Genomic DNA, 18903 nt, shown 5'->3' on the forward strand with positions numbered 1-18903 from the left:
ATGGCTTTAGTCGCACGGAGGGTCCCCCCGCAGACTGGCGCCACTCGCTTGTCAAGGAGTTGACCATGGAAGCTGGAGTTGATTTCGGCCAAGTCGCCGCCGTTGCGATCGACGCGCTGTCCTGTGGCGCGGCAGATGACCTGATGTCATGGGCGCAGAAGCCCGAAGCGCGGGCTGCCGGTGCCTCTGCCGCGCGGGAGCACCTGCGCAGGGCCAAGAGCCGCCGGATGACCGAGCCCGAGTCCCAGCAGTTCCGTGCCATCGAAGAGGCCGCCGACGCTTCGGCTTTCCTGTGGCGGCTCGACCTGATGGGGGTGGACGTCGGCGTCAAGTGGGACTTCGTCGCGGACCGCTGGGAAACGGCGAGCCCGATGGACGATTTCGCCGCCGACGCCTGGCTCGCCATGATGGCCTTCGTCGGCGCCCGACGGGAGCTCTCGCAGCGGCAGACGCTCATCACGCTCAAGGTGACCAGCCTCGGGTGGGGCCGCGCGGCCTACGTCGCCAAGACCTCCGGCATGGCGGCCGCCCAGGCGATCCTCGCCTTCGGCGCCGGGCGTTACGCCGAGACGGTGGACCTGCTGCGCCCGTTGCGCGACTGCGCACCGCCCTTCGGCTGGAGCCAGGTGCACCTGGACCTGGCCGACCAGACGCTGATCGAAGCCGCGATCCGTTCAGGACAAGGCGGCCTGGCGTCGGAACTCGTCAGCGAGCGGGCGGGCCGCAGCCCCTCGAGGTTGGCGGAGCGGGATATCGGGGCCCGGCTCCTGGCTGGACACGCCTGAAAGCTGGAGCCGACATGGCCGCTGCATCGAACAGCCTCTTTCTCCGGCCCGCGCGCAAGTCCGAATGCCGCCGGATCGCGCAGTTCTACCGGATCTCGTCGGACGGTGTCGCCGACTACATCTGGACCCGGATGGCGCGACCGGGCGAGGACATCCTGGACGTGGGCCGCCGGCGGTACGAGCGCGAGGGCACGCCGTTCAGCTACGAGAACTGCAAGCTGGTGGAACACGACGGGGACGCCGTCGGGATGCTGGTCGCCTTTCCGATGGAGGTTGATGGCGAGTCCGTGGAGACGGACCCCGTCCTGGTCCCTTACAGCGTCCTGGAGGAAGACCGGAGCTACTACATCTGCGGCATCGCCGTGGAGGAAACGCATCGGCGCAAGGGCATCGCGACGATGCTGCTGCAAGAGGCCGAGCGCGACTGCCGACGCCTCGGCCTGTCCAAGCTGAGCCTGGTCGTGTTCGAGCAGAACGTCCCCGCCGTTCGCCTCTATGAGCAGCACGGCTATCGCGAAACCCGGCGGCACCCGGTCGTGCCGCATCCCTTGATCCACCACACCGGCGACGCCTTGCTTCTGGTGAAGCACCTCTAGCGCCAGGCGCCAATGCAAAAGGGCAGCCAGGGCTGCCCTTTTTTTGTTGGCCCCGCCTCCGTGGAGACGACGGGTGGTGAGTGGCTCAGTGCGACAGTATCTTGTTCAGGAAATCCTTGGTCCGCGGCTGGCGCGCCTCGGGATCGCCGAAGAAGTCTTCCTTGCTGCAGTCCTCCAGGATGCGGCCGCCGACGTCGATGAAGATCACGCGGTTGGCCACCTTGCGGGCGAAGCCCATCTCGTGCGTGACCACCATCATGGTCATGCCTTCCTTGGCCAGGGTGACCATCACGTCCAGCACCTCGCCCACCATCTCGGGGTCGAGCGCGGAGGTCGGTTCGTCGAACAGCATCACGATGGGGTCCATCGACAGCGCGCGCGCGATGGCCACGCGCTGCTGCTGGCCGCCGGACAGCTGCCCGGGGAACTTGTCCTTGTGGGCCATCAGGCCGACGCGGTCGAGCATCTTCAGGCCGCGTTTCTGCGCCTCGTCGGTGTTGCGGCCGAGCACCTTGATCTGCGCCAGCGTGAGGTTCTCGGTCACCGACAGGTGCGGGAACAGCTCGAAGTGCTGGAACACCATGCCCACGCGGCTGCGCAGCTTGGACAGATCGGTCTTGGGATCGGTGACCGGCACGCCGTCCACCGTGATGCTGCCCTTTTGCACCGGCTCCAGCGCATTGACGGCCTTGATCAGCGTGGACTTGCCCGAGCCCGAGGGGCCGCAGACCACCACCACGTCGCCCTTGTCGATGCGCACGGAGCAGTCCTGCAGCACCTGCACGGGGCCGTACCACTTGGAGATGTTGTTGATTTCGATCATGGGTTTGTCGCTCACGTTCTGGACCCTTCAGCGGATGATCTGCACTTTGTTCTGGATGGCGCGCACGAGCTTGGACAGCGCCAGGCACATCAGGAAATAGAGCACTGCGGCCAGCAGGTACGCCTCGATCGGGCGGCCCAGGTTCTTGCCGGCGGTCTCGAAGCCCTTGAGCATGTCGTAGGCGCCGATGGCGTAGACCAGCGAGGTGTCCTGGAACAGGATGATGGTCTGCGTGAGGAACACCGGCAGCATGTTGCGGAAGGCCTGGGGCAGGATGATCAGCTTCATGTTCTGCTGGTACGTCATCCCCAGCGCATAGCCGGCGTTCACCTGGCCGCGCGGGATCGACTGGATGCCCGCGCGCACGATCTCCGAGAAGTAGGCCGCCTCGAAGGCGATGAAGGTGATCACCGCCGACATCTCGGCGCCGATCGGCCGGCCGATGGCGAACGGGATCAGCAGGAAGAACCACAGCAGCACCATCACCAGCGGGATGGACCGCATCGTGTTGACGTAGGCCGCCGCGGGGATCTCCAGCGCCGTCTTGCCCGACAGGCGCATCAGCGCCAGCAGGGTGCCCAGGATGATGCCGCCGATGGTGGCCACCACCGTCAGCCAGATGCTGAAGATGAAGCCCTTGATGACGAAGGGCGCCAGCAGTTCCCAGCTGAAGAACGAGAGGTCGAGGGTGCCGAGCATGTCAGTGCCCTCCCATGCCGCCGGCGGCCACGAAGCCCGGCACGCGGGTGCGCTTCTCGATGAAGCCCATCACCCGGTTGATGGCGAAGGCGGAGATCGCATACAGCACGGTGGCCGCGAGGTACATCTCCACCGGCGCCGACGTCTCCTCGCCCGACTGGCGCGCGAAGAAGGTCAGTTCGGCGATCGACACCGCGAAGGCCACCGAGGAGTTCTTGACGATGTTCATCGACTCGCTGGTGAGCGGCGGGATCACGATGCGCAGCGCCATCGGCAGCAGCACGTAGCGGTAGGTCTGCCCGGTGTTCAGCCCCAGCGCCAGGCCGGCATAGCGCTGGCCGCGCGGCAGCGCCTGGATGCCGGCGCGCACCTGCTCGGCCACCCGGGCCGAGGTGAACAGCCCCAGCGCCAGGATCACCAGCACCACCGAAGGCACGTCCTTCATGGCCGGGAAGATGCCCGGGATGACGAAGTACCAGAGGAAGATCTGCACCAGCAGCGGGATGTTGCGGAACAGCTCCACCCACGCATTGCCCAGCCGCACCAGCCAGGGACTGTTGGGCAGCGTCCGTATGGTGCCGATGACCAGCCCGGCGACGAGCGCCACCACCAGCGCGCACAGCGCGACGAACAGGGTCCAGCCCCAGGCCGTGACGATCCAGTTCAGGTAGGACTCGTCACCGCCCCTGCCGAAGCAGCCCACCACGGTCTCGCCGGTGGTGGTTTCCCTGCAGAACACCTGCCAGTTCCAGGCCATGCACTTCTCCTCTTGGTCTTGGTCTTCTTCGAATCTTCCCGGGCGCCCCCTCCAAAAGCAAGACCCCTGCCCAGATCCGGACAGGGGTCCCGCGGAGGATCAGCCGCTGCTTACTTCTTGGCGTAGTCTTCCATCGGCTTGTCGTTGGGCGTGGCCCAGGCCTGCTTGGTGCTCTCCGACAGCGCCAGGCCCACCTTGATGTTCTTAGGCGGGATCGGCTGCAGGAACCACTTGTCCCACAGCTTGTTCATCTCGCCGCTCTTGACCAGGGAGGCGATGACGTCGTTGCCCAGCTTCTTGAGGCCGGCGTCTTCCTTGCGGACCATGATGGCGATGGGCTCGACGTTGAGCACTTCGCCGACGATGCGGAAGTCGGCCGGGTTCTTGGCGTTGGCGATGTTGCCGGCCAGGATGGAGCCGTCCATCACGAAGGCGTCGGCGCGGCCCGACTCCAGCAGCAGGAAGCTGTCGGCGTGGTCCTTGCCGAAGACTTCCTTGAAGTCGACGCCGGCGGCGCGCTCGTGCTTGCGCAGGTGCTGCACCGAGGTGGTGCCGGTGGTGGTGGCGATCGTCTTGCCATTGAGCTTGGCGATGGTGTCGATGCCGGAGTTGGCCTTGGTCGCGATCCGCACTTCTTCCACGTAGGTGGTGTTCAGGAAGGAAACGTCCTTCTGGCGGGCGGCGTTGTTGGTGGTGGAGCCGCACTCGATGTCCACGGTGCCGTTCTGCACCAGCGGGATGCGGTTCTGCGAGGTCACCGGCTGGTACTTCACTTCCAGCTTGCGGCCGGCCTGCTTCTCCAGCTCGGCCAGGATGCGCTGGCAGACCTCGACGTGGAAGCCGGCGAACTTGCCGTCACCCAGGGTATAGGACAGCGCACCGGAGGACTCGCGCACGCCCATGGTGACCGCGCCGGACGACTTGGCCTTGGCGATGGTGTCGTTCGCCTGGGCGAAGGCGGTGCCGGATGCGGCACCGGCGATGGCGGCGGCCAACAGAATCTTCTTCATGCGGGATCTCCTGAAAACGTTAGGGTGAGCTGAAAACGAAATTCTAGAGACTCGGCGTTCGGGGAATACCCTGAATATCCATTAGCGCCGGTCCTGATCGGTGGGGAAAGCAGGCTTCATGCCGCTCCGCCACCGTCGACTTCGAGCCGCAAGGGCTGCGTCAGCATCTCGGGCACCAGCAGTGCCTCCATCTGTTCGCGGGTCATGATGCCCAGCGTTTCGGCCACGTCGACGATCGAAGCGCCGCTGGCGATGGCGGTCTTGGCGATCAGGGCCGCCTTCTCGTAGCCGATGATGGGGTTCAGCGCCGTCACCAGCGTCACCGATTCGCGCACCCGGCGCGCCAGCAGCTCGTGGTTGGCCTCGATGCCGTCCACGCAGTGGGTGCGCAGGGTGAGGCAGGCGTTGGCCAGGTGCTGGATGCTCTTGTGCAGGCTCCAGCCCATGATCGGCTCGAAGGCATTGAGCTGCAGCTGGCCGGCCTCGGACGCCATGGTCACCGTCATGTCGTTGCCGATCACCTCGAAGGCCACCTGGTTCATCACCTCCGGGATCACCGGGTTGACCTTGCCCGGCATGATGGAAGAACCCGCCTGCCGCGGCGGCAGCTTGATGTCGCCGAAGCCCGCCTGCGGTCCGCTGGACAGCAGCCGCAGGTCGTTGCAGGTCTTGGACAGCTTGGTGGCCACCCGCTTGAGCACCCCCGACAGCTGGACGAAGGCACCCGTGTCCTGGGTGGCCTCGACCAGGTTGGGCGCCTTGATCACGGGCACGCCGCTCACCTCCGCCAGGGTGCGGCAGGCCAGCTCGGCGTAGCCCGCGGGGGAGTTGATGCCGGTGCCGATGGCCGTGGCGCCCAGGTTGATCTCCTGGATCAGCGCGCGGGCCTCCCGCAGCCGCTGCTCGTCCTCGCCCATCATCACCGCGTAGGTGGAGAACTCCTGGCCAAGCGTCATCGGCACCGCGTCCTGCAGCTGGGTGCGGCCGATCTTGAGCACGTCCTTGAACTCCTCGGCCTTGAGCTCGAAGCCGGTGCGAAGGAAGGCCATCGCGTCCAGCAGGCGGTCGATGCCGAACCAGAGCGCCAGGCGCACGGCCGTCGGGTAGACGTCGTTGGTGCTCTGCGAGGCGTTCACGTGGTCATTGGGGTGCAGCACGTCATAGCGCCCCTTCTCGAACCCCATGCGCTCCAGCGCCAGGTTGGCGATCACCTCGTTGGCGTTCATGTTGGTGGAGGTGCCGGCGCCGCCCTGGATGACGTCCACCACGAACTGGTCGTGGTGCCTGCCGTCGATCAGCTTCTCGCAGGCGCCCATGATGGCGAAGGCGCGGGTGTCGTCCAGCACGCCCAGGTGCAGGTTGGTCCGGGCGGTGGCCTTCTTGACGAAGCCGAAGGCGCGGATCAGCTCCGGCATGGCCGACAGCTGGGTGCCGGAGATGGGGAAGTTCTCCACCGCGCGCGCCGTGTGCACGCCCCAGTAGGCGTCGGCGGGAATCTGCTTTTCGCCCAGGAAGTCGCGTTCGGTCCGGTGGTCGTTGGCCATGAGGCAAGTCCGTTTTTGAGGTGGCGCGAACTTTAGTCAGCCGTCACCGCGGCCGCCAATGCCGTTTGGGCGCGGCGTTATGCAAAACGTTAATGACCCGCGCGGGAAGCCGCGCGCGAGCCCATCAGGCGGGCGCGGCGTGACCGGCCAGGAAGGCCCAGAGCGCCTGGGCGTTGCGCTTGGGCGCTTCGCGGCCGGAGGGCTTCTCGCGGTAGGCGCGGATGTCCATCGCCAGCTCCAGCCCGGCCATGCCGGGGGGCGCGGCGGGCACCAGCCGGCGCGACTTGAGCTCCTTCTTCACCGCGCTGTGCGGCAGGAAGGCGACGCCGTGCCCTTCCAGCGCCATCACCTTCAGGCCCTCGGCCATGTCGGTCTCGTAGACGCGGTCGAGATGGATGGCGGTGGGCGATTGCTTGAGGATGAGGTCGGTCACCCGCCCCAGGTAGGCGCCGGGCGCGTAGCCGAGGTAAGGCAGGGGCTGCACCGGGCGGCCCGGCAGCCGGAACATCGGCTCGCCGTCCGCATCCGGCTTGCAGTACGGCGCCAGCACTTCCTGGCCCAGCGTCACCATCTCGTAGCGCACCGGGTCCAGCTGCAGCGGCTGCGAGGCGTGGTGGTAGGCGATCAAGAGGTCGCAGCCGCCTTCCACCAGGCGCATCACCGCGTCATGCACGTTCAGTGCGATCAGCCGGCTCTTGATGGGCCCGAAGCCCTCGCGCAGGCTGGACACCCAGGCCGGGAAGAAGGTGAAGGCCAGCGTGTGCGGCACGGCGAACTCGATCACGTCCTGGCCCGCCGCCGAGTGGCCGCGCAGCATGGCGCGCGTGCTTTGCAGCGCCTGCAGCATCTCCAGCGACTGGGTGTAGAGCGTCTCGCCGGCCGGCGTGAGCCGGGTCGGGTAGGAGCTGCGGTCCACCAGGTCGGTGCCGGCCCAGGCCTCCAGCGCCTGGATGCGGCGCGAGAAGGCCGGCTGGGTGACGTGGCGCAGCTGCGCGGAGCGGCTGAAGCTGCGCGTCTCGGCCAGGCTCACGAAATCTTCCAGCCACTTGGTTTCCATAGAAGGGCGATTGTCGCGGCAGTCCAGAGCAGCGGCCCGTCAGGCCGCAAACTCGGTGATGCTGGCGCTGACCTGCCCGCCGTCGATGCGAAGTTCCCCGGCGGAGATCGGCAGCTTGAAGCGGCGCGGCCCCGCGCTGCCCGGATTGACGAACAGCACGCCGTCGCGCTCCTGCACCAGCGGCTTGTGCGAGTGGCCCGTCACCACCACGCGCGCCGCGCGCGCCCTGGCATGCCGCGGCAGGTGCGAGAGGTCGTGCACCAGGAAGATGGCGACGCCTTCCACGGCGAGCAGCTCGGTTTCGTCGAGCCGATCGGCCCACGGGCCCCAGTCGTTGTTGCCGCGCACCGCGGTCACCGGCGCGATCTGCGCCAGCTGCTGCAGGATCTCGCCTTCGAGGATGTCGCCGGCGTGCAGGATCAGGTCGCTGCCGCGCAGGTAGTCCAGCACCGACTGGCGAACCAGGCCGTGCGTATCGGAGATCAGGCCCACGCGCTTCATCGCCCGCGATTGTGCGGCAGTGCAGCGGCGCGCAAGCCTCAGGCGGCCACCGGCAGGTGCGCCCAGTCGGTCGTGTACTGGGGCGTGCGCCACTGCTGCTTCATGGTCCAGCTCCTGCGGTCGCCGCCCAGGCCGGCGCTGGCCGGGTGCAGGGTGCCGCGGCCGTAGCGGTCGTTGATGCGGTCCATCGCCGCGGCCAGCCGGCCGGTGCGCGGATCGGCTTCGGCCTCCAGCGAGAGTTCGCCCTGCTGCACGCGCGCGTCCTGCAGGTCCATCAGGATCACGCCGGCCTTGTGGATGCGGTAGCCGGGCCGGAAGACTTCGTTCAGCCCGCGCAGGGCCGCCTGCACGATGGGCGCGGTGTCCGCGGTCGGGCGCCGCAGCGGCAGGGTGGCCGAGCGCGAGTACTGCCGCTCCCCCTTGCGGAAGGGATTGGTGTGGATGAAGGTCAGCACCTGCGAGGCGTGGCTGCCGTCCTCGCGCAGCTTGTACGCGGCGCGGCTGGCGTACTCGCTCACCGCCTCCACCAGTGGCGCCAGCGTGCCCACCGCATCGCCGAAGGCGCGCGTGCAGGACACCTCCTTGCGGGGCGCCGGGGCGTCCTCGAAACCGATGCAGGGCTGGCCCTGCAACTCGCGCACCGTGCGCTCGACCACCACGCTCCAGCGGCGGCGCACCGCGGCCGGGTCCAGCCGCACCAGGTCCAGCACGGTGTCCACGCCGTCCGCCTGCAGCTGCGCCGACAGCCGCGGCCCGATGCCCCATACCTCTCGCACGGCGGTCGCGGCCAGGAGCGCATCGAGGTCGGACGCCGGCAGCAAGGCGAGATCGCAGACCTCGGCCAGCTCCGGCGGGTAGGGCTCGCCCGGCCGGCGCATCGCTTCCTTGGCGATGTGGTTGGCCAGCTTGGCCAGCGTCTTGGTGCGCGCGATGCCGATGCCGCAGGGGATGCCGATCCACTGCTCGCAGCGGTGCCGCATCGCGTGGGCGCGGGCCACCCGGTCGCCCCCGACGCCGGCCAGGTCCACGAAGCATTCGTCGATGGAATAGACCTCCTGCCCCGGGCCGAGCCGCGCGGCGATCGCCATCAGGCGGTCGCTCATGTCGCCGTACAGCGTGAAGTTGGCCGACAGGGCCACCACGCCCGCGTCGGGCAAGCGCGCGCGGATCAGGTGCCAGGGCTCGGCCATCGCGATGCCCAGCGCCTTGGCCTCGTTGCTGCGCGCGATCGCGCAGCCGTCGTTGTTGGACAGGACGATCACCGGCCGCCCGCGCAGGCTGGGGCGGAACACCCGCTCGCAGCTCACGTAGAAGTTGTGGCCGTCGACCAGCGCGTACATCCGCGGTTCCCAGGCGGTCAGCGGAAGCGCTTGATGGTGCTGGTGACCACGCCCACCACGGTCAGGCGCGAGCCCTCGCCTTCGAAGGTGATGTCCGGGAAGGTCGGATCGGCCGCCTGCAGCTTCACGCGGCCGTTGCGCCGGAACAGGTACTTCACGGTGAAGTCGTTGTCGACCTCGGCGACCACGATGTCGCCGTGCCGGGGCGCCAGCGCGCGGTTGACCACCAGGATGTCGCCGTCGGCGATGCCCGCCCCCAGCATGGACGTGCCGCGCACCCGCCAGAAGAAGGTGGCGGTGGGATGGGTGATCAGCAGGTCGTTGAGGTCGTGCCGCTTGGCGGCGAAGTCGTCGGCCGGCGATGGAAAGCCGGCGCGCACGGTGCCGGGCACCAGCGGCAGGGGAAGCGGCGGGCCCGCAACGAAAGGCCAGGGGGCGTGAGCGCTACTACTGTTCACGCATCCAGTGTACTGGCGGAAGTCAGGCCGGACAAGGGCTGCCGCGCAGCCGACCCGGCTATCCCAGGGTCGCCGGGTCGAGGTTGGCGCCGCAGACGATGAGCGCCACCGTCTCGTCCTTCGCCGGCCGGTACAGCCCGGACTGCAGCGCCGCGAGCGGCAGCGCGGCCGCCGGCTCCACCGCCAGCTTCATTTCCTTCCACAGCCCCAGCTGGGCCTGGCGGATCGCGTCGTCGGGCAGCAGCAGGGCCTGCGGCACGAAGCGTTGCGTGATCGCCCAGGACAGCGCACCGATGCGTTTGGCGCCCAGCGAATCCGCAGCGATGCCGCTGACCGCGACGTCCACCGGCGCCCCCGCTTCGCGGGCGCGGTAAAGGGTGGGCGCAAGTTCCGGCTCCAGCGCCACCACGCGGCTGCGCTGCTCGAACCAGGCGGCGACCCCGCCGATCAGCCCGCCACCGCCGACGCTCACCAGCACCGCGTCGGGCACGGCGCCGCCCTGCTCCTCGATCTCGCAGGCCAGGGTGCCGGCGCCGGTGACCACCTCGGGCTGGTCGTAGGCATGGGTGAGCAGCGCGCCGGTCTGCTGCTGGCGCGCCAGGCAGGCCTCCAGGGCTTCGGCGTACACCGAGCCGGTCACCACCACCTGCGCGCCCAGTTCGCGCAGCCTGGCCTGCTTGGCCGGGCTGCTGACGGTGGGGACGAAAACCTCGCAGTGGACGCCGAGTTCGCGCGCCGCGGCCGCGGTGGCGATCCCGGCATTGCCGCCCGAGGCCACGATCACGCCGCTCTCGGGAATCGGGTTGGACAGCAGCCGGTACAGCATGCCGCGCGCCTTGAAGCTGCCGCCCGTCTGCAGGTGCTCGAGCTTGAGCCAGACCTCGCGGCAGTCGACGCCCAGCGCGCTGCCGGGCAGCTTCCACAGGGGCGTGCGGCGGATGAAATGGGGAAAGCGCTCGCGGAACACCTCCGCGGCGCGGGCGATGTCGCCCCGGTTCAAAGCTTCAGTCCCTTGGGCAGCGGGAACTTCATGGTCTCCTGCACGCCGTCCATCTTCTGCACCGCGACGGCGCCCAGGGACTTGACGCGGTCGACGACCTGCTCGACCAGCAGCTCGGGGGCCGAAGCGCCGGCCGTGAGGCCCACGCGCGTGGCGCCTTCCAGCCACTGCGGCTGGAGTTCGTCGGCGTTGTCGACCATGTAAGCAGGCACGCCCAGCTTGCGCGCCAGCTCCGCCAGCCGGTTGCTGTTGCTGCTGGTGGGGCTGCCCACCACGATCACCACGTCCACCTGGCGCGACAGCACCTTCACCGCGTCCTGGCGGTTCTGGGTGGCGTAGCAGATGTCCTGCTGCTTGGGTTCCTGGATCTTGGGGAAGCGCCGGCGCACCGCTTCCTTGATCTCGGCGGCATCGTCCACCGACAGCGTGGTCTGCGTCACGACGGCCAGCTTGTCGGTCTGCCCGGGCTGCACCATCGCCACGTCGGCCACGTCCTCGACCAGGTGGATGCCGTGGTCCAGCTGGCCCATCGTGCCTTCCACCTCGGGGTGGCCCTTGTGGCCGATCATGATGAACTCGAAGCCCTCGCGCGCGAGCTTGGCCACTTCCACGTGCACCTTGGTCACCAGCGGGCAGGTGGCGTCGAACACGTCGAAGCCGCGCTGCCGCGCCTCCTCCTGCACCGCCTTGCTCACGCCGTGGGCGGAGAACACCAGGGTGGACCCCGGCGGCACCTCGGCCAGGTCCTCGATGAAGATGGCGCCCTTGGCCTTGAGGTCGTTTACCACGTACGTGTTGTGCACGATCTCGTGGCGCACGTAGATGGGCGCGCCGAACTTGGCCAGCGCCCGCTCGACGATCTCGATGGCGCGGTCCACGCCGGCGCAAAAGCCGCGCGGCTCGGCCAGGACGATCTGCTTGGTCGATTCGCTCACAGCACTCCGATCAACTGGACCTCGAAGGTCACGGGCTGGCCCGCCAGGGGGTGGTTGAAGTCGAACAGCACTGCGTCGGCCACGCCGTCGCCATCGCCGTCGTGGCCCACCTGCTGCACCGCGCCGGCGTAGCTGCCCATGCCGTCGGGCGTGGGGAACTGCACCACGTCGCCGACGTGGTACCGCTCGTCCGGGTCGCCCAGCTCGCGCAGCAACTTGCGCGCGACCCACTGGACCATCTCCGGGTTGCGGTCGCCGAAAGCTTCGCCGGCCGGGATCTGGAAGGTCGCGCGGGCGCCCTCCTCCAACCCGAGGAGACGCTGCTCGACGGCCGGCGAGAGTTCGCCGGTGCCCAGTGTCAAAGTCGCGGGCTTGTCCTGGAAGGTGTTGATGATGTCGCCGCCGGGCCCGGCCAGGCGGTAGTGCAAGGTCAGGAAGGAGCCCGGCTGAACGCGGGGCGGAGAGGAAGACATGAGTTCGGTAGCCAAGGGGCAGGATTTTAGGGCGGCGGCCCCGCCCCGGCCGCCGCAAGGGCCGAGGGCCGGCTCAGCCGGCACCCTGCTGGGGCTGCCCCTGGATGCCCGGCCGCGTGAAAAGCTGCTCACCCGCGGCCCCGCCGCCCTGTCCGACACCGAGCTGCTGGCCCTGCTGCTGCGCACCGGCATGGCCGGCAAGGGCGTGTTCGCGCTGGCCCAGGAGCTGGTCGACGGCTTCGGCGGCCTCGCCGGCCTGCTGCACGCGGGTGCCGAAGAGCTCAAGCGCATCAAGGGCCTGGGCGGCCCGGCCAAGCGCGCCGAGCTGCTGGCCGTGCTGGAACTGGCCCGCCGTGCCATGGCCCAGCAGTTGCGCTCGCGCGAGGTGTTCAGCTCGCCCGATGCGGTCATGCACTACGTGCAGCTGCACCTGGCGCGGCAGGCGCACGAGCTGTTCGCCGTCATGTTCCTGGACGCGCAGAACCGGCTGATCCAGATGGAGGTGATGTTCCGCGGCACCCTCACGCAGACGTCGGTCTACCCGCGCGAGGTGGTGGTGCGCGCGCTCAAGCTGGAGGCCGCCTCGGTGGTCCTGGCGCACAACCACCCCAGCGGAACGGTGCAGCCCTCGCGCGCCGACGAGGCGCTGACGCAGACCCTGAAATCGGCGCTGGGGCTGGTGGACGTGCGGGTCCTGGACCACGTCATCGTGGCGCCGGGAGAGGCGCTGTCGATGGCGCAGCGGGGGCTGCTGTGAGCGGCGGCCAGTGGCCGGTCGCCGGCTAGACGCGCACTTCGATGAACTCACCGAAGGAATGAGGCTCCGGGATCGGCAGGCCACCTTCCTTCATGTCCTCGAGATGAAATTCGAGGGCTTCGTGGATCAGCCTCGTCACTTCCTCGCGGGTCTCGGCCGTTGCCACGCAGCCCGGGAGGTCCGGCACGTAGGCGCCGAAGCTCGATGGGCCCTGCTCAATGACGACGAGATACTGCATCGGAACCTCCGTTCTTCAGACCGGCGTGCTTGAGAGCGCAGGAGCTTCGCAGAAAACTTTTCTTTGGGCCCCTGACCTTCTGTCGATGGCAGCGCCGGCCGTAGTGATTCCTGCTGGTGTTTAATCGACCTCTCCGAGTGCCCTGCCCCCGGGGCCGTTCGCCCCCCGCACCCGCGTCGTGAAAGCCAAATCCCTCCAGGACCTCCAGCAGATCCAGCGCAAGCTGGCCGAGCAGCAGAAGCTCGCCGCGCAGCAGCAGGAGCAGCGCCGGCTGGCGCAGCTGAAGGCAGACGCGGATCGCAACCTGTTCGCGCGCGCGGCCGGCCAGGTGCAGCCGCTGCGGCACGCGCCGCGCGTGCGGCTGGCGGGCGATCCGCCGCCGCCGATCGCGGTGCAGCAGCAGCTGGACGAACAGCGCGTGCTGCTCGAATCGATCAGCGACGAGTTCGACGCCACCACCCTGCTGGACGTGGACGATGCGCTCAGCTTCCGCCGCCCCGGCGTCGGCCTGGACGTGACGCGCAAGCTGCGCAAGGGCCACTGGAGCATCCAGCGCGAGATCGACCTGCACGGCCTGCGCCGGGAGGACGCCCGCGAGGCGCTGGCCGCCTTCCTGCGCGAAGCCCACCGGCAGGGCGTGCGCTGCGTGCGCGTGGTCCACGGCAAGGGCCTGGGCTCGCCCGGGCGCACACCGGTCCTCAAGGCCAAGGTGCAGGGCTGGCTGGTGCAGAAGCAGGAAGTGCTGGCCTTCGTGCAGGCGCGCGGCGACGAGGGCGGGGCCGGCGCGCTGGTGGTGCTGCTCAAGCCGCTGGGCCCGGGCAGCTGACGGCGGGCGGCTGAGCTGCCCCGCAAGCCCTCCGCACGCGCCCCGTGGCGGGCGCGCCTCAGGCGCCGACGTTGCGCATCCAGTCCGCGGTCTGGAAGAACGAGTCGCGCAGCCGCACGCGCAGCTTCTCGTCGATGCCGACGTCGCCCATGGCCTGGTCCATGCAGGCCAGCCACTGGTCGCGCTCGCGGATACCGATGGAAAAGGGCATGTGCCGCATGCGCAGGCGCGGATGGCCGAAGCGGTCGGTGTAGTGCTGCGGGCCGCCGAGCCAGCCGCACAGGAACCAGAACAGCCGCTGGCGGGCGTTCTCCAGCGTGTTGCCGTGGGCCGCGCGCAGGGCGGCATACCCGGGCTCCAGGTCCATCAGGTCGTAGAACCGGTCCACCAGGGCGCGAACTTTTTCCTCGCCGCCGATCCACTCGAAAGGCGTCTCGTGCGGGGGCTTGTCCTGAATCTGCATAGGGTCGGGATTGTCGCAGCCGGGCCCTTGCAAGCCGGCGGCCGGACCCCAGCTACCCTGCATGAACACCCCGCTGACCACCCACCGCAACCTGGTCACGCTGGTGCAGGTGCTCCGCAAGATGGAGCGCAGCAGCGTGCCGCTCGACGCGGACCAGTACCGGTCCCTGATCGCTCACGTCACCGCGGCCCTGCGGGAGCACCCGCGCGACGCGGCGCTCGAGGTGCTGCTGTCCGACACGCCCGAGCTGGCCCAGCTGTACGAGAACCTGAACTACGAGCATGCCGGCCTGTGCCGCTCGCCGCTCGAAGCAGCCGTGCGGGCCGAACAGGCGGCGCGCGCCGCCCTCGCCGCGGCCGCGCGCAAGGACACCGCCGGCAGCTAGAAAGGGAAGGGCGCCTACGCGCCCTCTTCCCCGCTCTGCTGCTGCAGCTGCCACATCTGCGCATAGCGGCCGGCGCGCGCCAGCAGCTGCTGGTGCGTGCCGCGCTCGATGATGTGGCCGGCGTCCATCACCAGGATCTCGTGCGCGTCGATCACGGTGGACAGCCGGTGCGCGATCAGCAGCGTGGTCTTGTTCTGCGCCGCGCTCTTGAGCTCGGCCTGGATGGCACGCTCGTTGGCGGAGTCGAGCGCCGAGGTGGCCTCGTCGAAGATCAGCACCGGCGGATCCTTCAGCAACGTGCGCGCGATCGCCACGCGCTGCTTCTCGCCGCCGGACAGCTTGAGCCCGCGCTCGCCCACCATGGTCTGGTAGCCGCGCGGCGTGCTCTCGATGAAGCCGTGGATGCGCGCGGCCCGGGCGGCCTCCTCCACGTCGGCCCGGCTGGCGCCCGGCCGGCCGTAGGCGATGTTGTATTCCACCGTGTCGTTGAACAGCACCGTGTCCTGCGGCACGATGCCGATGGCGCGGCGCACGCTGGCCTGGGTGACCTCGCGGATGTCCTGGCCCGCGATGCGGATGCGGCCCTGCTGCACGTCGTAGAAGCGGTACAGCAGCCGCGCCAGCGTGGACTTGCCCGAGCCCGAAGGCCCCACCACCGCCACCGTCTTGCCGGCCGGGATCTCGAAGCTCACGTCGTGCAGGATCACGCGCGCCGGCTCGTAGCCGAAGGTGACGTTCTCGAAGCGCACCGTCGCCTCGCCCGGGCCCATCGACAGCGCCAGCGCGCCGGGCTTGTCGGCCACCTCGCGCTCGCGCTCCATCAGCGTGAACATCTTGTCCAGGTCCGTCAGGCTCTGCTTGATCTCGCGGTACAGCACGCCCAGGAAGTTCAGCGGGATGTACAGCTGGATCATGAAGGCGTTGATCATCACCAGGTCGCCCAGCGTCATGCGGCCTTCCACCACGCCCTGCGTGGCGCGCCACAGCATGGCCACCAGGCCGATGGCGATGACCAGCTGCTGCCCCGTGTTGAGCATGGACAGCGTGGTCTGCGACTTCAGGCGCGCCCGGCGCAGGCGCTCCAGGCTGTCGTCGTAGCGGCGGGCCTCGAAGCCCTCGTTGTTGAAGTACTTGACCGTCTCGTAGTTGAGCAGCGAGTCGATCGCCTTGGTGTGCGCGGCCGAATCGAACTCGTTGGCCTCGCGCCGGAACTTGGTGCGCCACTCGGTCACGCTGACGGTGAAGACGATGTAGACCGCCAGCGCGGCCAGCGTGATCCAGGCGAACCACGCGTCGAAGCGCACGGCCAGGATGCCCAGCACCAGCGCCACCTCGATGAGGGTGGGCACGATGCTGTAGAGCGAATAGGAGATCAGCGACTCGATGCCGCGCACGCCGCGCTCGATGTCGCGCGTCATGCCGCCGGTCTGGCGTTCCAGGTGGAAGCGCAACGACAGCGAATGCAGGTGCTCGAAGGTCTGCAGGGCGATGCTGCGCGCCGCGCCCTGCGTGGCCTTGGCAAAGACCAGTTCGCGCAGCTCGGTGAAGAGCGAGGTCGACAGCCGCAGCAGGCCATAGGCGCCCAGCAGCCCGATGGGCACGACCAGCACCGCGGACGGATCGCCCGGCCTGAAGCTCATGGCGTCCACCAGGTGCTTGAGCAGCACCGGCACGCCCACGTTGGCCATCTTGGCCCCCACCATGAAGGCCAGCGCGGCGACCACGCGCCACTTGTAGTCCCACAGGTAGGGCAGCAGGCGCTTGAGGGTGGCCCAGTCGGCGCCCTTCTGCGGGGCGGCCGACGGCGCGGCGGAGGGGACGTAGGAAGAGGAGGCGGCTTCGCCGGAGCGGCGCATCGGGGACAATCCAGACGGTTTGCGAGGAGAGATTGTGCCCATGTCCCCGAATCCCGGCGCCGCCCAGGTGCCTTCCCTTGGCCGCGCCACGCCCCCCAGCGACAAGGAGCTGGTCCTCAAGGTCATCCCGATGCCGGCCGACACCAACGGCAACGGCGACATCTTCGGCGGCTGGGTCATGGCCCAGGTCGACCTGGCCGGCGCCGTCATCCCGGCCCGCCACGTGCAGGGCCGCATGGCCACGGTGGCGGTCAACGAGTTCATCTTCAAGCAGCCCGTGCGCGTGGGCGACATCCTGTCCTTCTATGCGAACGTGACGCGCATCGGCCGCACCTCGATCTCGGTGCAGGTCGAGGTCTACGCCGAGCGCTTCGGCGCCCAGGGCCAGTTCGTCAAGGTCACCGAGGCCTCGCTCACCTACGTGGCCATCGACGACACCGGCAAGCCGCGGCCCATCCCCCGGCAGGGTTGACGGCCGCAGACACGGGGTCGGGCGGCCCGCCGACAACGCCGCGGCACATCGGGTGCTAATCTCAGCCGCATGATCGACCCGCAGCAGCCGCCCGACCCGCTCCGCTCCCCGGCGCTGGAGCACAAGACGCTGCTGTGGCTGGTGGTCGGGTTCTCCGCCGCCTTCCTGATGGTGCTGTGGCCGCTCACCGGCGCGGTGCTGTGGGCGCTGTTCCTGGCCATCGTGTTCTGGCCCATGCACCAGCGCGTGCGGCGCCGCGCGAGCCGGCGGCCGTCGGTCGCGGCCTTCCTCACCCTGTTGACCATTGTGGTGATCGTCATCCTGCCGCTGTCGCTGGTGAGCGCTTCGGTGGTGGAGCAGGCCTCGGTGGTCTACCAGAAGATCAAGAGCGGCGAGATGCAGCCGGGCCAGTCGCTGCAGCGGGTGATGGACGCGCTGCCGGTCTGGGCCCAGGGCATCCTGCAGCGCTTCGGCCTGTCGGACATCCCGGCGCTGCTGCAGCGCGCGGGCGAGATCATCCAGCGCAGCGGCCAGGCCATCACCAGCGGACTGGTGGGGCTGGGCCAGGTCACGCTCGATTTCGTCGTGTCCTTCTTCATCATGCTGTACGTGCTGTTCTTCCTGCTGCGCGACGGCACCACGCTCACCGCCCGCATCGAGCGCGCCGTGCCGCTGCGCCCGGAGCAGACGCGCAAGATGCTGTCGCAGTTCGTCGCCGTGGTGCGGGCCACGGTCAAGGGCAACGTGGTGGTGGCGCTGATCCAGGGCGCGCTGGGCGCGGTCGCCTTCTGGTACCTGGCCATCCCCGGCCCGATGCTGTGGGGCGCGCTGATGGCGCTTCTGTCGCTGCTGCCGGCCGTGGGCGCGGCGCTGGTCTGGGGGCCGGTGGCCCTGTACCTGCTGTTCACCGGCGAGGTGCTGTCCGGGGTGGGCCTGACGGTCTGGGGCGTGCTGGTGATCGGGCTGGTCGACAACGTGCTGCGGCCCATCCTGGTGGGCCGCGACACGCGCATGCCCGACTACCTGATCCTGGTGGCCACGGTGGGCGGCATCAGCCTGTTCGGCCTGAACGGCTTTGTCATCGGGCCGGTGATCGCGGCCATGTTCCTGGTCAGCTGGAACCTGCTGACCGAGGTGCGCAACGAAGAACCGGACTCATCCGGCGGCTGACCCGCGCCGCAGCACCGCCAGCGCCTGCCGCAGGTCGTCGACCGGCATCTGTCCCGGCGCCGAGGCCGCCTGGCCCACCGCGAAGGTCAGCGCCGAGCCGAACTCGCCGCCGCACAGGCGCGTGACGGCGCCGAGCGCCCCCATGGACATCCCCGCCACCGGGATCGCCAGCTCCTCGGACGCCTGCAGCGTGGCCTGCAGCAGCGCGAGCACGTCGGCGCGCGTCTTCGGCATGACGGCCAGCTTGCCGACGTCGCCGCCCAGCGCCTGGGCCTGGCGGAACCGCTCCAGGAGCTGCGGCAACGCGGGCGTGCCGCCGAAGTCGTGGAACGAGAGCAGCAGCGTCACGCCGGCCGCCCGGGCCGCGTCGCGCAACGCCTCGACGTGGTCGCGTTGCGCGGCCATCTCCCAGTCGACGATGTCGGCGGCCTGCGCTTCGCACACCGCCTTGTAGAGGTCCACCACCTGCGGCTCGGTCAGTGCGATCGGCTGCCCGCCCTCCCGCGACGACCGGCGCGTGAAGAGCAGCGGCACGCCCGTGGTTCGACGGATTTCGGCGGCCAGGGCGACCACGTCCTGCGTGCGGGCCAGGCCCTCGAAGAAGTCCACGCGCCACTCGATGAGGTCGGGCGACAGGCTCGCGGCCGCTGCGGCCTCGGCCCGAAGCGCGTCGGCGGTGCGCGCCACCAGCGGGATGCACAGGGCCGGCAGGCGGCCTTCGGCCAGCGGCTGGCCCTTGACGGTGATCGGCTTCATGG

23 protein-coding genes are annotated in these 18903 nt (G+C 69.2%); 7 read left to right on the plus strand and 16 right to left on the minus strand.

Annotated features, from left to right (window positions below):
• Positions 1-65 precede the first annotated feature (65 nt).
• The gene (locus ASG30_RS22815) at positions 66-785 is read left to right on the plus strand and encodes a hypothetical protein (RefSeq protein ID WP_055901019.1); all 720 of its coding nucleotides are present in this window, start codon (positions 66-68) and stop codon (positions 783-785) included.
• 14 nt (positions 786-799) lie between these two features.
• A complete protein-coding gene (locus tag ASG30_RS22820; RefSeq protein ID WP_055901022.1) occupies positions 800-1381 on the plus strand; it encodes a GNAT family N-acetyltransferase in 582 nt (193 codons plus the stop codon).
• An 85-nt stretch (positions 1382-1466) separates the two neighbouring features.
• On the opposite strand, the gene ASG30_RS19870 is transcribed toward ASG30_RS22820, so the two are convergent.
• From ASG30_RS19870 to ASG30_RS19925, 12 genes are all read right to left on the minus strand, one after another.
• A complete protein-coding gene (locus ASG30_RS19870; RefSeq protein ID WP_055901025.1) occupies positions 1467-2204 on the minus strand; it encodes an amino acid ABC transporter ATP-binding protein in 738 nt (245 codons plus the stop codon).
• 27 nt (positions 2205-2231) lie between these two features.
• Positions 2232-2903 (minus strand): amino acid ABC transporter permease, encoded by a 672-nt coding sequence (locus ASG30_RS19875; RefSeq protein ID WP_055901028.1) that lies wholly within the window; start codon positions 2901-2903, stop codon positions 2232-2234.
• Between the two features lies 1 nt (position 2904).
• Positions 2905-3660 (minus strand): amino acid ABC transporter permease, encoded by a 756-nt coding sequence (locus tag ASG30_RS19880; protein ID WP_055901031.1) that lies wholly within the window; start codon positions 3658-3660, stop codon positions 2905-2907.
• A 110-nt stretch (positions 3661-3770) separates the two neighbouring features.
• Positions 3771-4670, minus strand: a complete 900-nt coding sequence (locus tag ASG30_RS19885; RefSeq protein ID WP_055901034.1) for an amino acid ABC transporter substrate-binding protein — start codon at positions 4668-4670, stop codon at positions 3771-3773.
• A gap of 116 nt (positions 4671-4786) precedes the next feature.
• Complete coding sequence (locus tag ASG30_RS19890) at positions 4787-6214, minus strand: aspartate ammonia-lyase (RefSeq protein WP_055901037.1); 1428 nt, start codon at positions 6212-6214, stop codon at positions 4787-4789.
• A gap of 124 nt (positions 6215-6338) precedes the next feature.
• On the minus strand, positions 6339-7271 hold the full coding sequence (locus ASG30_RS19895) for a LysR family transcriptional regulator (RefSeq protein WP_055901040.1): 933 nt from the start codon (positions 7269-7271) through the stop codon (positions 6339-6341).
• Positions 7272-7310: 39 nt separating this feature from the next.
• Positions 7311-7772, minus strand: coding sequence for a metallophosphoesterase family protein (locus ASG30_RS19900; protein WP_055901043.1), 462 nt, complete (start codon positions 7770-7772; stop codon positions 7311-7313).
• Between the two features lie 38 nt (positions 7773-7810).
• Positions 7811-9112 (minus strand): Y-family DNA polymerase, encoded by a 1302-nt coding sequence (locus tag ASG30_RS19905; protein WP_055901046.1) that lies wholly within the window; start codon positions 9110-9112, stop codon positions 7811-7813.
• A gap of 17 nt (positions 9113-9129) precedes the next feature.
• Complete coding sequence (locus ASG30_RS19910) at positions 9130-9570, minus strand: LexA family protein (RefSeq protein WP_055901049.1); 441 nt, start codon at positions 9568-9570, stop codon at positions 9130-9132.
• Positions 9571-9628: 58 nt separating this feature from the next.
• Positions 9629-10570, minus strand: coding sequence for a threonine/serine dehydratase (locus ASG30_RS19915; protein WP_055901050.1), 942 nt, complete (start codon positions 10568-10570; stop codon positions 9629-9631).
• Positions 10567-11505 (minus strand): 4-hydroxy-3-methylbut-2-enyl diphosphate reductase, encoded by a 939-nt coding sequence (gene ispH, locus ASG30_RS19920; RefSeq protein ID WP_055901053.1) that lies wholly within the window; start codon positions 11503-11505, stop codon positions 10567-10569. The genes ASG30_RS19915 and ispH overlap by 4 nt, the downstream gene beginning before the upstream one ends.
• Positions 11502-11978, minus strand: a complete 477-nt coding sequence (locus ASG30_RS19925; protein WP_055901057.1) for an FKBP-type peptidyl-prolyl cis-trans isomerase — start codon at positions 11976-11978, stop codon at positions 11502-11504. Before ASG30_RS19925 ends, ispH begins: the two co-directional genes overlap by 4 nt.
• Between ASG30_RS19925 and radC the strand changes: the two genes are divergently transcribed.
• Positions 11977-12735 carry a RadC family protein gene (gene radC / locus ASG30_RS19930; RefSeq protein ID WP_082522213.1) on the plus strand — a complete coding sequence of 253 codons (759 nt, stop codon included), beginning with the start codon at positions 11977-11979 and terminating at the stop codon, positions 12733-12735. The genes ASG30_RS19925 and radC overlap by 2 nt on opposite strands.
• A 25-nt stretch (positions 12736-12760) precedes the next feature.
• On the opposite strand, the gene ASG30_RS19935 is transcribed toward radC, so the two are convergent.
• Entirely contained in the window at positions 12761-12973 is a 213-nt protein-coding gene (locus ASG30_RS19935) for a type II toxin-antitoxin system HicB family antitoxin (RefSeq protein ID WP_055901060.1), read from the minus strand.
• Between the two features lie 178 nt (positions 12974-13151).
• Between ASG30_RS19935 and ASG30_RS19940 the strand changes: the two genes are divergently transcribed.
• Positions 13152-13799 (plus strand): Smr/MutS family protein, encoded by a 648-nt coding sequence (locus ASG30_RS19940; RefSeq protein WP_082522214.1) that lies wholly within the window; start codon positions 13152-13154, stop codon positions 13797-13799.
• A 58-nt stretch (positions 13800-13857) separates the two neighbouring features.
• Here the strand turns inward: ASG30_RS19940 and ASG30_RS19945 are convergent, their stop codons facing one another.
• Entirely contained in the window at positions 13858-14262 is a 405-nt protein-coding gene (locus ASG30_RS19945) for a group II truncated hemoglobin (RefSeq protein WP_055901067.1), read from the minus strand.
• Between the two features lie 61 nt (positions 14263-14323).
• Here ASG30_RS19945 and ASG30_RS19950 point away from each other — a divergent pair, with 61 nt between their 5' ends.
• Positions 14324-14647 carry a hypothetical protein gene (locus ASG30_RS19950; RefSeq protein ID WP_235579847.1) on the plus strand — a complete coding sequence of 108 codons (324 nt, stop codon included), beginning with the start codon at positions 14324-14326 and terminating at the stop codon, positions 14645-14647.
• A 14-nt stretch (positions 14648-14661) separates the two neighbouring features.
• Here the strand turns inward: ASG30_RS19950 and ASG30_RS19955 are convergent, their stop codons facing one another.
• Positions 14662-16503, minus strand: coding sequence for an ABCB family ABC transporter ATP-binding protein/permease (locus ASG30_RS19955; protein WP_055901070.1), 1842 nt, complete (start codon positions 16501-16503; stop codon positions 14662-14664).
• Positions 16504-16543: 40 nt separating this feature from the next.
• Between ASG30_RS19955 and ASG30_RS19960 the strand changes: the two genes are divergently transcribed.
• Positions 16544-16975: an acyl-CoA thioesterase gene (locus ASG30_RS19960; protein ID WP_055901073.1), complete on the plus strand. Its 432-nt coding sequence runs from the start codon at positions 16544-16546 to the stop codon at positions 16973-16975.
• A gap of 69 nt (positions 16976-17044) precedes the next feature.
• On the plus strand, positions 17045-18145 hold the full coding sequence (locus ASG30_RS19965; protein ID WP_055901076.1) for an AI-2E family transporter: 1101 nt from the start codon (positions 17045-17047) through the stop codon (positions 18143-18145).
• Here ASG30_RS19965 and aroD read toward each other — a convergent pair.
• Positions 18131-18901: a type I 3-dehydroquinate dehydratase gene (gene aroD / locus ASG30_RS19970; RefSeq protein ID WP_055901079.1), complete on the minus strand. Its 771-nt coding sequence runs from the start codon at positions 18899-18901 to the stop codon at positions 18131-18133. The two genes, ASG30_RS19965 and aroD, sit on opposite strands and share 15 nt — an antisense overlap.
• Positions 18902-18903 lie beyond the last annotated feature (2 nt).

The organism is Ramlibacter sp. Leaf400, assembly GCF_001424545.1.
Taxonomy (GTDB): domain Bacteria; phylum Pseudomonadota; class Gammaproteobacteria; order Burkholderiales; family Burkholderiaceae_C; genus Ramlibacter.

Excerpts from the sequence above, each read along its gene's own strand:
- ASG30_RS19945 (WP_055901067.1), bottom strand. The coding sequence starts at position 14,262 with ATGCAGATTCAGGACAAGCCCCCGCACGAGACGCCTTTCGAGTGGATC.
- ASG30_RS19965 (WP_055901076.1), top strand. The coding sequence starts at position 17,045 with ATGATCGACCCGCAGCAGCCGCCCGACCCGCTCCGCTCCCCGGCGCTG.
- ASG30_RS19955 (WP_055901070.1), bottom strand. The coding sequence starts at position 16,503 with ATGCGCCGCTCCGGCGAAGCCGCCTCCTCTTCCTACGTCCCCTCCGCC.
- ASG30_RS19950 (WP_235579847.1), top strand. The coding sequence starts at position 14,324 with ATGAACACCCCGCTGACCACCCACCGCAACCTGGTCACGCTGGTGCAG.
- aroD (WP_055901079.1), bottom strand. The coding sequence starts at position 18,901 with ATGAAGCCGATCACCGTCAAGGGCCAGCCGCTGGCCGAAGGCCGCCTG.
- ASG30_RS19925 (WP_055901057.1), bottom strand. The coding sequence starts at position 11,978 with ATGTCTTCCTCTCCGCCCCGCGTTCAGCCGGGCTCCTTCCTGACCTTG.
- ASG30_RS19890 (WP_055901037.1), bottom strand. The coding sequence starts at position 6,214 with ATGGCCAACGACCACCGGACCGAACGCGACTTCCTGGGCGAAAAGCAG.
- ASG30_RS19885 (WP_055901034.1), bottom strand. The coding sequence starts at position 4,670 with ATGAAGAAGATTCTGTTGGCCGCCGCCATCGCCGGTGCCGCATCCGGC.
- ASG30_RS19900 (WP_055901043.1), bottom strand. The coding sequence starts at position 7,772 with ATGAAGCGCGTGGGCCTGATCTCCGATACGCACGGCCTGGTTCGCCAG.
- ASG30_RS19870 (WP_055901025.1), bottom strand. The coding sequence starts at position 2,204 with ATGATCGAAATCAACAACATCTCCAAGTGGTACGGCCCCGTGCAGGTG.
- radC (WP_082522213.1), top strand. The coding sequence starts at position 11,977 with ATGAGTTCGGTAGCCAAGGGGCAGGATTTTAGGGCGGCGGCCCCGCCC.
- ASG30_RS19895 (WP_055901040.1), bottom strand. The coding sequence starts at position 7,271 with ATGGAAACCAAGTGGCTGGAAGATTTCGTGAGCCTGGCCGAGACGCGC.
- ASG30_RS19875 (WP_055901028.1), bottom strand. The coding sequence starts at position 2,903 with ATGCTCGGCACCCTCGACCTCTCGTTCTTCAGCTGGGAACTGCTGGCG.
- ASG30_RS19935 (WP_055901060.1), bottom strand. The coding sequence starts at position 12,973 with ATGCAGTATCTCGTCGTCATTGAGCAGGGCCCATCGAGCTTCGGCGCC.
- ASG30_RS22820 (WP_055901022.1), top strand. The coding sequence starts at position 800 with ATGGCCGCTGCATCGAACAGCCTCTTTCTCCGGCCCGCGCGCAAGTCC.
- ASG30_RS19960 (WP_055901073.1), top strand. The coding sequence starts at position 16,544 with ATGTCCCCGAATCCCGGCGCCGCCCAGGTGCCTTCCCTTGGCCGCGCC.
- ASG30_RS19905 (WP_055901046.1), bottom strand. The coding sequence starts at position 9,112 with ATGTACGCGCTGGTCGACGGCCACAACTTCTACGTGAGCTGCGAGCGG.
- ASG30_RS22815 (WP_055901019.1), top strand. The coding sequence starts at position 66 with ATGGAAGCTGGAGTTGATTTCGGCCAAGTCGCCGCCGTTGCGATCGAC.
- ASG30_RS19880 (WP_055901031.1), bottom strand. The coding sequence starts at position 3,660 with ATGGCCTGGAACTGGCAGGTGTTCTGCAGGGAAACCACCACCGGCGAG.